We start from the raw sequence: 13,057 nt of genomic DNA, 5'->3' as shown, positions 1-13,057 counted from the left end.
ATGGCCGTTCGCGGTCCCCGACGCCCGGGCTGGAACGGCCTGGCGTCGCCCATCCTCGCGCCACCTGCCCATCTGCTCGGGGGGCCTTGTGAAACCAGAGGAGTGGCACATGACCGTCGACAAGCCTTCGTCCGGCCGGGAGAGAGCGCCCCGCAAGAGGTGTGCGGTGTCGTTGGCCGGCTGCGCGGCCACCGTGGCGTTGACCCTGACCGCCTGCGGCGGCGGCGTCACGGGTACGACGACCAAGGACGGCTTCGCTCAGGTGCCTCAGAAGGACGGTGCGTTGACGGTCTGGGTGGACGCGACCCGCGTGGAGGCCGCGAAGCTGTACCAGCGGCAGCACCCGGACGCGAAGATGGACATCGTCACCTACGACGGCGATGCCAACGGCTCGAACTACCTCCAGACCAAGGTCCAGCTGTTCAACCGCACTGGCAAGGGCTGGCCGGACGTCGTGTTCAGTTCCCAGAACAACGAGGTGACCTGGGCGGTCGACGTGGGCTTCGCCGCTCCGCTCAACAAGGGCCTGATCCCCACCGCGACCCTGACCGGCTTCGCCGGCGGCGCCAACGACGTCTGCACGGCGGACGGCACCGTCTACTGTCTGCGCAACGACCTCTCCCAGGCGGTGCTCTGGTACAACGCGCCGCTGTTGAAGAAGTTCGGCTACACGGTGCCCACCACATGGGAGGAGTACCAGCAGCTCGGCGAGAAGGTGGCCAAGGAGCACCCCGGCTACCTGGTGGGCGACGCGGGCGACTCCTTCACCCCTGAGATCTACCTGTGGGCGAGCAAGTGCGGCGCCAACCACGTCACCGGCCCGAAGGCTGTGTCGGTGAACACCTCCAGCGAGGCCTGCACCAAGATGGGCAGGCTCATGGACGTGCTGATCAAGAACAAGTCCATGTCCATCAGCGGTGTCTTCAGCACTGACTTCGGCAAGAACGAGGCCGACAAGGTCCTGCTCATGCCGGGTCCGGCCTGGTACGGCGGCGCGTTGTTCGAGGGCACCTTCAAGACGCCGGCCAAGCAGATCGCGGCGGCGCCCATCCCGCAGTGGAAGGGGGATACCTCGCCGTCCACCGGTAACGTCGGCGGCGGCACCTGGCTGCTGTCCCAGCACTCCGCACACATCAAGGCCGCCACCGACTTCCTGAAGTGGGTCACCACCGACAACGCCTACCAGGGCGAGAAGGCGCCGGGCTTTCCCGCGTACGCGCCCGCCGCCGACACCTGGCTGAAGAGGCAGGACGCCTCCGGCTACTTCAACGGTGACCTGAGTGTCCTCAAGGCAGCCTCCTCCCAGGTCTGGCCCGGCTGGGGGTCGGGACAGTTCAGCCAGGAGGCGATCTGGGCCGCCACCGTGAAGCCCGGTCTGATCCAGGGCAAGAGTGTCGTCGCGATGCTGCCGGCCTGGCAGGACTCCATCGTCAAGTACGCCAAGTCCAACGGATACAAGGTCTCCCAGTGACCCTCAACCACTCACCGGCAGGCTATGCCGCCCGGCGCCGTCGCGGCACCGCCCGGCAGAGCCGGGCCGGTATGGCCTTCGTCGCCGTCTACGTGGTCCTGCTGGTCGCCTTCGGCGTCCTTCCGACCGCTTACGCGGTCTACTTCGCCTTCACCGACGCCGGGGGCACGGTCACCGGCTTCGCCAACTTCACCATCACGGCGCGGGACTTCCGCTTCCTGGACGCCGTGAGCCATGTCGCCGTCTATCTCGCTTTCTGGCTCGCGTCCCTGGTGATGTTCGTGGTGGCCCTGGCGCTGCTGCTGCACCGCCTGGCCTCGGGATCCGCCAGCAGGGCGTTGCGCTTCCTCTACTACATCCCCGGAGCGCTCGCCGGCGCCGCGAGTGTGCTGGTGTGGCTGTTCATGCTCGACCCGACCGTCAGCCCGGTCAGTTCGTTGCTGGGTGCGCTGGGATACCACACCTTCGGTGAGGTGATCGCACCCGGCAACCTCCCCCTGCTGTTCACGATCATCGCGTTCTGGACCGGCGCGGGCGGCTGGATCGTCGTCATGAACGGCGCACTCAACAACATCCCCACGGACGTGATGGAGGCCGCGCGCATCGATGGCGCGGGTGCTTGGCAGACCGCCTGGCACGTGCAGGTCCCGATGCTCCGCAAGTGGATCGTGTACATGGTGATCCTGGCTTTCGCGGGCGGCGCCCAGCTCTTCGTCGAGCCGCAGTTGCTCTCCCTCGCCAGCGTGGGCGTGGCCGGACGCGACTACTCACTCAACCAGTTGACGTACGACTTCGCCTTCCAGATGAACAACGTGAACGGCGCCGCCGCGGTCTCCGTGGAACTCCTGGTCGTCAGCGTGTCCGCCGCCGCCGTCTTCGTCGCACGGTCGGGGTTCTTCGATGCCGAATGAGCCCATTGCCATCCCGGTCGCCGCCGCTCCGCACGCGGAAGGGGAACCAAGCGTCATGAGCCGAACGCGGCACCGGGCTCCGCAGCGACGGCGTCCCCGTCCCCAGCGGCACATGGCGTCACAACTGCTGACCGGCACCGTACTGGCCGCGTTCCTCGCCTTCTTCGTGCTGCCGGTGCTGTGGCTCGTCCTCGCGGCGACCAAGACCGACCAGCAGCTGGTCCACGACAACCCGCTCTCCTTCGGGTCGTGGCACGCGCTGAACGCCAACTGGCAGGCGCTCACGGCGTTCCAGGACAACGCCGTCATGCATTGGCTGGGCAACTCGGCCCTCTACGCGGTGATCTCGCTGGTCATCACCCTGGGTGTCGCCATTCCCGCGGGTTACGCCCTGGCCATGACCGAGTTCCGCGGGCGGCACACCCTGCTGGTCGCGACGCTGGTCGTGATGCTCATGCCGAACGCCACCCTGGTGGTGCCGCTGTTCCTGGAGATCAACGCGGTGCACCTGATCGGCACGATGTGGTCGATCATCCTGCCGTACTCGTTCTACCCCTTCGGCGTGTACCTGACCTACATCTACTTCACCACCTCCGTACCGAAGGACCTACTGGCGGCGGCACGGATGGACGGCTGCTCGGAGTTCCGCGTCTTCTGGCACGTAGCGCTGCCGCTGGCGACCCCGGTCATTGCGCTCGTGGGCTTCTTCAGCTTCGTCGCCAACTGGACCAACTACTTCCTGCCCTACGTCATGCTCCCCGAGAGCGACCAGATGCCCATCCAGGTGGGGGTCGCAACCCTGCTCAGCAACGTGCCGTCGTTCAACCCGACCGTCGGCGACCTGGCGATCCAGCGGCCGCAGCTGGCCCTGGCGACGCTCGTGGCCATCACCCCCGTGCTGATCGTCTTCCTCTTCGCCCAGCGCTTCCTGGTCAGCGGGATGCTCGCCGGCGCCACCAAGGAATAGCGGCCCGTCCCGACCGCGCGGCCGTCGTCCCCGGCGTGCGCCGTTCCGCCCCCGCCCCGAACGGAGATCCCCATGTCCTCCAGCCCTGCCGGCCGCACCCCGGCCGAGGACGCCCCCTGCGACCACCCGGACGCGTCACCCGAGATCGAGGCGAGGGTTCCGCTGCTCGAACCGCCCGGCTGGGCCGTGGCCCAGCGGTCGCTGTTCGACCTCCTCGACCAGGCCTGGCGCCGCTTCGCCCGCGATTTCACCGGCCCGGACGGACGGCTGAAGTACACCGGCCAGCTGACCACCCGTGACGGCGTGGACGACTTCTACGAGGCGTTCTTCAACTGGCCCCAGCTGTTCCTTCTCGGCGGCGCCGACGACCTGCTGCCCGCCAGTGAGAAGCACTGGGAGGGCGTGACCCGGCAGCTCACCGAACTCGGCATGCTCCATGACGAGTTCGAGCGCGGCTACGACTGGTTCCACCAGGGCGAGAGCCTGCTGCTGCTCTACTTCCTGTGCATGGCCGCTCCCGACCGCTGGTCCGAACGCGCCCTGCGCTTCGCCGAGTTGTACGTCGACCCGGCCAAGGGCAACTACGACTCCGAGCACCGCGTCATCACCCGTCCCCACAACGGCAGCGACCCCGACCGCACGGGTCTGTTCGACGGTGACGTCTATCCCTGGCTGCTCAAGGAAGCGCAGACCTACGGCTTCCCGCTCGACTGGATCCCCGAGGCCGACGGCGGCCCCTACCCGCTCTCCGCGGACCCGCGTCTCGGCGCGCAGATGCGGGACCGGACGGGCGTCGGCGACACCGCGGTCAACCTCGCCGCGGCCGGGCTGGTCCTCAACGCCTGGCTCCTTTCCGGCGAGGAGCGCTACCGCGACTGGATCGTCGAGTACGTCGACGCGTGGCGGGAGCGCACCGAGGCGAACGGCGGTCTCGTCCCGGACAACGCCGGCCCGGACGGCGTCGTCGGCAGCCTCCTGGAAGGCCGCTGGTACGGCGGTCACTACGGCTGGTCCTGGCCGCACGGCTGGCACAGCGTGGGCCACGCTGCCTGTGTGGCGGCACTCGCGGCAGCCACGGTCACCGGGGACGACGACTACCTCTCGATGATCGCTACCTCCCTCGACACCCTCATCGGCCACGGGAAGGTGATGCCCCACACGGAGGCGGACTCCAGCCTCCCCTCCAAGTGGGCGGTCGAACTCGGCCCCGACATCGACATGCCGACGCTCCACCTTCCGTTCCGCCACAACGACTCGGGCTGGTTCGACTACAATCCGGCCACCTCGCCGGTCCCGGTGGCCCTGTGGCACCACACGGCCTCCGACACCGACCGAGCCCGGCTGGAGAAGCTGCGCGAAGCCGACGGCGTCGACTGGCGCACCGTCCGGCCGTTCCGCGCCAAGGAGGAGTCCGGACACGAGAAGGCCTGGTTCGCCTTCCTCGTCGGCGACGACCCCGACTACCCCGAGCGGATCCTCGCCGCCGCCCAGGCCCAGGTCCGCCACCGCCTGCGGCGCATCGACCGCTACCGCGACCTGGACGTGGCCGAGGCCGACATCCACGTCTGGCAGCAGTGCAACCCCGTGGTCACCGAAGCCCTCGTCCAGCTGACTTGGGGTGGCCCCCAGGTGCTCTACAACGGCGGCCTGCAGCAGGCCCGGCTGCGCTACCACGACACCGAGGCCCGCCGTGCCGGCCTGCCGCCGGACGTGGCCGCGCTGATCACCTCCATCGACCCCGAGGAGACCACCGTCGAGCTGGTGAACCTCTCTCCCGAGGCCGAGCGCACGGTGATCGTCCAGGCGGGAGCCTTCGCCGAGCACACCATCACCGGCGTCCGGTACACCACCTGCCATGACGACGGATGGGTCGGCGACATGTACGACTACGGCCACACGGAGCCGGTCGTCACCGAGTCGGAGCAGGTCTGCGACAGCACCTTCCTGACGGTCCGGCTGCCCGCCTCCACCCGCATCCGGCTCGCCCTGTGCCTCCGGCTGCGCGCCAACACCCCCAGCTACCGGACGCCCTTCACCTCTCCGGAGGGTGCGTGATGAAACGCATCGCCCAGACCATCAGGCTCCGACCCGAGCACCGCGAGGAGTACCTCGAACTTCACTCGGCCGTCTGGCCCGGCGTCGAAGCCGCCCTGCACCAGTCGAGCATCCACAACTACAGCATCTTCCTCCACGGCGAGGTGCTGTTCGCCTACTTCGAGTACCACGGCGACGACTTCCAGGCCGACATGGCCGTCCTCGAAGCCGACCCCGAAACCCGGGAGTGGTGGAAGCTCACCGACCCCTGCCAGCAGCCGTGGCCCGACCGGGGTGACGCGCGCCAGTGGACGGAACTCACCGAGATCTGGCACCTGAGTCCGCTCGGCGACGACGCCGCGGCCTGACCCGCCCGCACCGGACCGACCCGACTTGGATCCCCCAGTGACCTCAGATCTGCCCCTCGTCGACGCCCACCACCACCTGTGGGACCTCGACGAGCGTCCGCAACCCTGGCTCGACGACCCCGCCCTGACAACGATCCGCCGCACCTTCACCCCCGACGACCTGCGTACCACCGCCACCCGGACCGTCGCGGGCCGCCGTCTGCACAGCACGGTGGCCGTGCAGTGCATACCGGACGTGCCTGAGACGGAGGACCTGCTCGCGCTCGCGGAGCGGGAACCGCTGATCGGGGCCGTGGTCGGCTGGGCCGACCTGACGTCGCCGACGATCGGCGAGGTGCTGGACCGACTGCTCGCCGGGCCGGGCGGGACACATCTGCGGTCCCTGCGTCATCTCGTCCAGGGGGAGACGGACCCGGACTGGCTGCAACGCCCCGACGTCGAACGCGGGTTGGCGGCCATGCGGGACCGCGGGCTCCGCTACGACGTGCTCGTCCGCAGCCACCAGCTCGGCCAGGCGATCCGGCTGGCCGAACGCTTCCCCGACCTGCCCCAGGTACTCGACCACGCAGGCAAGCCGCCGATCGCCGACGGTGACCTGGCCGACTGGGAACGCCAGATGTCTCTGCTGGCCGCACACCCGCACGTGGTCTGCAAGGTGTCGGGGCTGATCACCGAGGCGGACCACGAGAGGTGGACCACCGCCGACATCCGCCCGGTCTGGGACATCCTGCTCACTGCCTTCGGCCCCGACCGCCTGATGTTCGGATCCGACTGGCCGGTCGCGAACCTCGCGGGCGGCTGGAACGGCTGGGCCGCCACCGTGGACGAACTGCTCGACGGCTGTTCCGCCAACGAGATCCACGCGGTCCTCGCCGGCACCGCGACCGCCTTCTACCGCCTTCCCGCCTGCAGCTGACCGTCGGCGCTCGTGCTGAAGGCCGTGTCAACCGCACCGACAACAACCCCGGAGCCGCCGCATGAACGCAATCCGGACCGTCCGCAGCAGCAGGAGGGGCAGACGATGAAGCCCGTCACCTCCACCATCCGCACGGTGTCAGCAGTGCTTTCGGTGGCTCTGTCCGCGCTGCTGCCGACATCCCTCACGACGCCGGCCCCAGCCTCCGCCGCGACCCAGGCGACCTACTACGTGGCCCCCGACGGCGACGACGCCAACGCCGGGACGATCACCGCGCCGTTCAGGACCCTGCAGCACGCACGGGACGTCGTGCGCACGGTCGACAGCAACATGACCGGAGACATCAACGTCTATCTCCGCGGCGGCAACTACCCGGTGAGCAGCACCATCGACTTCACGCCGGCCGACTCCGGAACGAACGGCCACCATGTCGTGTACGCCGCCTACCAGAACGAGAAGCCGGTGCTGGACGGAGGCGTTCAGGTGACCGGCTGGACACAGCACAGCGGAAACATCTGGAAGGCCACACTCAACCGCAACATCAAGCTCCGCTCGCTCTACGTCAACGGCAAGCGCGCCAAGATGGCCTCCAAGACGATCAACTCGGCGGGATGCTACGGGTCCTACGCCGTTACGGCCGGCCAGGCTTCCTGGGCGTGGGAGTCGGGTTCGCAGTGCGACGGGACCAAGTACAGCCTCTCCGATCTGCCCGCCATCGCCTCCAACCAGGACGACGTGGAGATCCAGTCGGCGACGACCTGGACCACGGCCATCGTGGGCGTCCGCCAGATCACCACGAGTTCGGACGGCGCCAACCGGGTGGCCCTGTTCCAGGAGCCGGGCGCGGCCATCGCCCAGGGACCGCCGAACGGCAACTTCAAAGCCGGCAGCGGCAGCCACACCATCATGAACGCTTACGAATTCCTGGATCAGCCCGGCGAGTTCTACTTCGACAAGACGAGCCACACGCTCTACTACTACAAGTCCGGCTCCGAAGACATGACGTCGGCGCAGGTCTTCGCGCCGAACAACGTGTCCACCCTCATCAGGATCGCCGGTACGTCCACAACCGACCACGCGCGGAACATCACGTTCTCCGGGCTCACGGTCGAGCACTCCGACTGGAACCTGGTCAATGTCGCGGGCTCCGTCGTCCGGCAGGGACAACAGGGCAACGCCGGCTCGACCGTGTACGCGAGGCAGAACTTCCACGCGTACACCTACCGCAACGTCGACCTGCCGCCGGCTGCCATCCAGATCCAGAACGCCGACGGGATCGTCCTGCAGCGCAACACGGTGCAGCACACCGGCGCCGACGGAATCACCATGGCCAACGACGTGACGAACTCGCAGTTGACCGGCAACGTCACGAACGACATAGCCGGATCGGCCATCACCGTGGGGCACCCGCAGCACGTGTACATCGGGGACTACACCTCGACCAACCACGAGAAGTATCCGGTGGACGTCGAGGGTCTCTGCAAGAACATCTCGATCACGGACAACTACCTCTACGACAGTGCGGTGTTGTTCCAGGGGTCCAGCCCCGTGTCGGCGTACTTCACCGACACGCTGTCCGTGCAGCACAACCGGATCGAGAAGTCCCCGTGGGCGGGCATCACCCTCGGCTGGGGATGGTGGAACTTCGACGGTTCGGCGAACTCCATCAACCCCGGGACACCGACCACCACGGCGAAGAACAACACCATCAGCTACAACCAGATCGTCGACACGATGCAGGTGCTGGGCGACTCCGCTCCCATCTACGACCTGGGGAGCCAGCCGGGCACCGTGATCAGCAACAACTACATCCAGGGCGTGCCGGCCGGCCACAAGTACGGACTGCACCCCGATGAGGGGTCCGCCTACCTCGACTTCCACGACAACGTGCTCGACATCGACCCGGGCGTCGCCTACACCATCAACTCCGGCACATGGGGCCGCCAGCACGACCTCAGCATCACCAACACCTACAGCACGATCAACAAGATCTTCAGCAAGAGCGTCCCGAACAGCACCATCCAGGACGTACACGCGTACGCGGACGACGTGTGGCCGTCGCAGGCGTACAGCATCGCCGTGAACTCCGGTCTGGAGGACGCCTACAAAGACCTCGTCCCCCAGAGCAACCTGGCCCTGCAGGACTACGCCCTGCCCGCGAGCACCTTCACCGGCAAGGGCGTGTCGTCCATCCCCGTCCGCAGCCTCGGCGACGCGACGAAGACGCTCTGGCTGGCTCCTTCGGGTACGACGACGTTCGCCGCTGGCCCCACCATGACCAAGGCGTCCGGCACGGCGACGACCATCAGTGTCCCGCCGACGGTCGGCGACTACCGCCTCTACGTCGTGGACGCCCAGGGGAACGCGTCCGCCGCGTCAAAGTCCCTCGTACGGCAGCGATGGGCCTACGTCGACGACAAGGACTCGGGTCTGACCTACTCCTCCACCTGGTCGAACTGGAACGACTCGAAGGACTTCAACGGATCCGAGAGGTACACCAACAAGACCGGCGACTACGCCCAGTACTCGCTCACCGGCTCGGGCGTCCGGTATCTCAGCATGAAGCAGCCGAACATGGGGAAGGTCGACGTCTACATCGACGGCACCCTGGCGCAGTCGGGCATCGACGCCTACGCCCCGACGGTGACGAAACAGGTGCCGCTGTTCGAGAAGACGGATCTCCCCGCGGGTCCGCACACCATCAAGGTCGTCTGCGACGGAACGAAGAACGCGGCCTCGTCCAACACCGTCTGCGCCCTGGACGCGTTCGCCTCCATCCCCTTCCCCGCCAAGAACGCGTTCTACAAGGTTCTCAACAAGAGCAGCGGCAAGGCGGCCGACGTCTCGGGCGCATCGTTGACCGCCGGGGCGAACGTCATCCAGTGGGACGACACCGGCGCGCAGAACCAGGGCTGGCGGTTCGTCGCGGTGGGTGACGGCAGCTACGAGATCGTCAACCAGAACAGCGGCCTGCTGCTGGATGTCACCAGCGCATCCACCGCGGACGGCGCGACCGTAATCCAGCAGGCCGACGACAACGCTGACAGCCAGCACTGGAAACTGACCGCTGCCGGAAACGGCTACTACAAGATCAAGAATGTGAACAGCGGCATGCTGCTCGCGGTGTCCGGCTCGTCGACTCAGCTTGTGCAGACGACGGACACGAACGTCGACAGCCAGCTGTGGCAGGCGGTGAACGTGGACTGACCTGCCGGCCGCCGGGATCGGCACACCTCGCTCAGCCCCTCAACGCTCGCCGCGTTCGGCACCGGGGCGTTCCTGCTGCCGGGCTTGCTGCCCCCCCCAGCACGGCGGCGGCAGCCACACCTTTCGCCGGTACGTGGGGCGATCAGGGCGACGGCACCTACGTCAACCCCGTCCTCCCGGGCGACTTCAGCGACTGGGACTGCATCCGGGTCGGCGCCGACTACTACGGCATCACCAGCACGTTCGGGTACTCGCCCGGCGTGGCCGTTCTGCACTTGAAGGGCCTGGTCAACTGGCGCCACTGGGCGGCGCGATGGGTGATCTCACCAGCATCGGACCAGCGCTGAACTGGGACCAGATGAACCGCTACGGCCGCGGTGTGTGGGCCGGCGCCATCCGTTACCATGCGGGCCGGTACTGGGTGTACTTCAACAGCCCGACGAGGGTTTCTTCATGACGTCGGCCCCCTCGCCGAGCGGGCCGTGGGATCCGCTGACGGCGTGTGGCGGACCTCCGGCCAGGACGACCCGTGCCCCTTCTGGGACGACGACGGCCAGGGCTACCTGGTCACCACGCACTACGCGGGCGGCTACAAGATCCACCTGTTCAAGCTGTCCGAGGACGGCAAGTCGCTGGTCGGCCCGTCCACGGTCATCCACCAGTCGCCGGGCAGCGAGGCCAACTAGCTGTACAAGATCAACGGTCTCTACTACCAGCTGTACAGCGAGGTGAAGTCCGAGGGCCGGGTACTGATGATGAACCGCGGCTCCAGCCTCACCGGCCCCTTCGAGACCGTCACCCAACGGGTGCTGCGCACGGCGGGCGGCGCGACGGTGACCGTCCGCCTCGTGCTGGCCGGCCTCGCCGACGGCCACCACGCAGGGCTGTGCCACTACGCGGCCACCTACGCCGGACTGGGCGTGCGGCGCTCCGGCACCAACCACCACGATCGCCTACAGCGTCGGCGGCAGCTTGACCTACGGTCCGGCGATCAATCAGAACGCCGTGTGGCTGCGCACCTCATGGGATGTGAACGGGGTCAGCCGCTTCTCCTACAGCCCCGACGGAAGCCCGTTCACCTCGTTCGGCGGCACCTACCAGCTCACCTGGGGCGGTTACCGCGGTGACCGGGTCGGCCTCTACACCTACAACCCCAACGGCGCCGGTTACGTCGACGTGGACTCGGTGCAGTACACCATCGCGCCCACCAGGGCCTACACGTGCGTCAGCGTGCGCAGTGGCAAGGTCGCCCACGTCTCCGGCGCCTCGTTCGCGGACGGCGCCACCGTGCTGCAGTGGCCCGACACCGGCAGACCGAACCAGCACTGGGCCTTTCAGTCCACAGCGGACGGCTACTACACCATCACCTGCCTGCGCAGCGGCAAGGTGCTCGACGTCGGCGGAGGCACTACGGCCGACGGCGCCGCGCTCATCCAGTACCGCGACACCGGCGGCTCCAACCAGCGGTGGACCTTCCACCGCGACACCGGCTAGTCGCGCGCAGCCACCCGGCCGGACCGCCGGCCAGGCCGGGTGGCTGCGCGCGCCGGTTTGCTCGTCAGCTCCAGGGAGATGGGGTGAGCCAGCTGGTGTCCTGGGCCCACGACGACGTGGAGTCCCAGGCGTTGGAGCCGCCATTACTGGCTATGTAGGCCGTGAAGTTGTAGTGGCGAATGTACTTGGTCGGGAAGTTGACGGACCGGAAGGACTTGCCGACCCCGCTGTTGCCCGCGGTGGGGCAGAAGGTGGCGTCCTGCGCGAACGAGCTGCCGCCGTTGTCGGTGTTCAGGTAGAGCTGGTAGTTGAAGTGGCGCAGGAACTGGCCGGGGTTGTTGGCGGACTCGAAGGACAGGCAGGAGGTGTTGGCCAGGCCGGCGCGGACGATCCAGGTGGCGTCGGCCTTGTCGGTTGCCGGGCTGGAGGAGTTGATGGAGGAGATGACGACCTTGGTGTCGGCGTCGTCGTGGCGGAGGTAGTGCGAGGTGCAGCAGGGGGCGGTGGTGGCCTGCAGGGAGATCCGGGAGCCGGGGGTGAGGGTTCCGGTGCTGGTCGAGCCGCTGTTGTAGCCGGCGGCGGTGATGTTGGCCTGGACGGCGTTCTCGGTGGCGTCCGAGGGGTAGCCGGAGGTCATGACGCCTTCGTAGAAGGTGCCTTGGGCGCCCTTGCTGTTGTCACCGCCGATGCCCAGGATGATCGCGCCTTCCTTGTGCATCGGGTTGTAGCCGGAGACGTTGGGGCGCACGCCGCTGTAGTAGGTGGACAGGCTGCCCGACTGCGCGTCACCGCCGCGGATGGCCCACTGGTTCGGGCCGCCCTTCACGATGGCGGTCAGGAACCGGTTGTTGACGGTGGGGTCGCCCGCGTTGAGGTGCTGGTTCACGCCGGAGAACAGGCCGTTCTCCAGGTCGGCCATGACCCAGGGGCCGTTGCCGCTGCCGGAGCCCCAGATCTTGTTGTTGCCGAAGTAGATGGCCTCCATGTGGCCGTTGCCGGTGTCGTGGCTGTTGGTCTCGGCGTTGCCGTAGTCGAAGCAGCAGCCGCCGTTGAAGTGCGTGCCGTCGAAGATCGCGTACATGCCCTCCGGCTGGTCGCCGGTGGCGATGCCGTTGGTGTTGTTGTTCCGGTAGCCGGTGCCGGGGGCGACGTAGACGCCGTATGCCTCGTGCCCGCCGACGGTGACCGGCGCTTCGAAGGCGTTGGCGAGGCTGTCCGGCCCGCTTGCGGCTCCGCCCGCCGGTGCCTGGGTGAGGTTGTTGCCCTTGCCGGACTGGTCGTAGAGGACGGTGATGACGCAGCTGGTGCCGGCGCAGAAGGAGTCCTGTGCGGCGGCGTTGGCGTATCCGCCGGCGCTCAGCAGACCGATGTCCTTGGTCGCGTTGTCGGAGGCACGCTTGATCTGGTACAGCGGGCCGTTGTACGTCGCGTACAGGGCGCGGGTGGTGCTGTGTGCGGCAACGCAGGGAGTGCCGCCCGCCGCGTAGATGTCGCATGGCTGCCGGGTGGCCGCCTGCGAGGTCGTGGGCGTGGCGGTGAGCAGGCCGGCGGCGAGCGCGGCGGTGGCACCGGCCGAGAGGAGCGCGCGTCTGACGCTGCGTATCCACGGTGGCTTGATCATGAAATGCTCCTTCACGAGATGGGTTGTGCGGTGATGTATCGAAGAACCCCCGGTGTTCGGCTTTTCGG

General features: G+C 67.7%; 11 protein-coding genes. 10 read left to right on the top strand and 1 reads right to left on the bottom strand.

Translation table 11 applies throughout. The annotated features are described in order from the left end of the window. The first annotated feature begins 109 nt into the window (after positions 1-109). The 10 genes from A6P39_RS04065 (at position 110) to A6P39_RS04020 (ending at position 11,368) form a co-directional block, all read left to right on the top strand. Entirely contained in the window at positions 110-1,471 is a 1,362-nt protein-coding gene (locus A6P39_RS04065) for an ABC transporter substrate-binding protein (protein WP_067039060.1), read from the top strand. Beyond that, a complete protein-coding gene (locus tag A6P39_RS04060) occupies positions 1,468-2,382 on the top strand; it encodes a carbohydrate ABC transporter permease (protein ID WP_067039061.1) in 915 nt (304 codons plus the stop codon). The genes A6P39_RS04065 and A6P39_RS04060 overlap by 4 nt, the downstream gene beginning before the upstream one ends. A 112-nt stretch (positions 2,383-2,494) precedes the next feature. Next, positions 2,495-3,349, top strand: a complete 855-nt coding sequence (locus A6P39_RS04055) for a carbohydrate ABC transporter permease (RefSeq protein WP_067039062.1) — start codon at positions 2,495-2,497, stop codon at positions 3,347-3,349. A 72-nt stretch (positions 3,350-3,421) separates the two neighbouring features. Beyond that, positions 3,422-5,404 (top strand): hypothetical protein, encoded by a 1,983-nt coding sequence (locus A6P39_RS04050; RefSeq protein ID WP_067039063.1) that lies wholly within the window; start codon positions 3,422-3,424, stop codon positions 5,402-5,404. Continuing rightward, entirely contained in the window at positions 5,404-5,751 is a 348-nt protein-coding gene (locus A6P39_RS04045) for an L-rhamnose mutarotase (RefSeq protein ID WP_079133074.1), read from the top strand. The genes A6P39_RS04050 and A6P39_RS04045 overlap by 1 nt, the downstream gene beginning before the upstream one ends. 37 nt (positions 5,752-5,788) lie before the next feature. Continuing rightward, complete coding sequence (locus A6P39_RS04040; RefSeq protein WP_107304196.1) at positions 5,789-6,667, top strand: amidohydrolase family protein; 879 nt, start codon at positions 5,789-5,791, stop codon at positions 6,665-6,667. Between the two features lie 135 nt (positions 6,668-6,802). Further along, positions 6,803-9,874, top strand: coding sequence for an RICIN domain-containing protein (locus A6P39_RS04035; RefSeq protein ID WP_234378680.1), 3,072 nt, complete (start codon positions 6,803-6,805; stop codon positions 9,872-9,874). Beyond that, positions 9,850-10,221 carry a family 43 glycosylhydrolase gene (locus tag A6P39_RS04030; RefSeq protein ID WP_234378681.1) on the top strand — a complete coding sequence of 124 codons (372 nt, stop codon included), beginning with the start codon at positions 9,850-9,852 and terminating at the stop codon, positions 10,219-10,221. Before A6P39_RS04035 ends, A6P39_RS04030 begins: the two co-directional genes overlap by 25 nt. Before the next feature lie 135 nt (positions 10,222-10,356). Further along, positions 10,357-10,560 carry a hypothetical protein gene (locus tag A6P39_RS04025; RefSeq protein WP_067039067.1) on the top strand — a complete coding sequence of 68 codons (204 nt, stop codon included), beginning with the start codon at positions 10,357-10,359 and terminating at the stop codon, positions 10,558-10,560. A gap of 286 nt (positions 10,561-10,846) precedes the next feature. Beyond that, positions 10,847-11,368, top strand: coding sequence for an RICIN domain-containing protein (locus tag A6P39_RS04020; RefSeq protein ID WP_067039068.1), 522 nt, complete (start codon positions 10,847-10,849; stop codon positions 11,366-11,368). Between the two features lie 64 nt (positions 11,369-11,432). Here the strand turns inward: A6P39_RS04020 and A6P39_RS04015 are convergent, their stop codons facing one another. After that, on the bottom strand, positions 11,433-12,989 hold the full coding sequence (locus A6P39_RS04015) for an alpha-L-arabinofuranosidase B (protein ID WP_067039069.1): 1,557 nt from the start codon (positions 12,987-12,989) through the stop codon (positions 11,433-11,435). Positions 12,990-13,057: the final 68 nt, after the last annotated feature.

Source organism: Streptomyces sp. FXJ1.172 (genome assembly GCF_001636945.3).
Lineage (GTDB): Bacteria > Actinomycetota > Actinomycetes > Streptomycetales > Streptomycetaceae > Streptomyces.
Note: the sequence above shows the minus strand (reverse complement) of the source record. Positions and strands in the feature narration are given on the sequence as shown.

What these genes read in the sequence shown, in the direction of transcription:
- A6P39_RS04065 (WP_067039060.1), top strand. Translation starts at nt 110, where the DNA reads ATGACCGTCGACAAGCCTTCGTCCGGCCGGGAGAGAGCGCCCCGCAAG.
- A6P39_RS04050 (WP_067039063.1), top strand. Translation starts at nt 3,422, where the DNA reads ATGTCCTCCAGCCCTGCCGGCCGCACCCCGGCCGAGGACGCCCCCTGC.
- A6P39_RS04015 (WP_067039069.1), bottom strand. Translation starts at nt 12,989, where the DNA reads ATGATCAAGCCACCGTGGATACGCAGCGTCAGACGCGCGCTCCTCTCG.
- A6P39_RS04045 (WP_079133074.1), top strand. Translation starts at nt 5,404, where the DNA reads ATGAAACGCATCGCCCAGACCATCAGGCTCCGACCCGAGCACCGCGAG.
- A6P39_RS04055 (WP_067039062.1), top strand. Translation starts at nt 2,495, where the DNA reads ATGGCGTCACAACTGCTGACCGGCACCGTACTGGCCGCGTTCCTCGCC.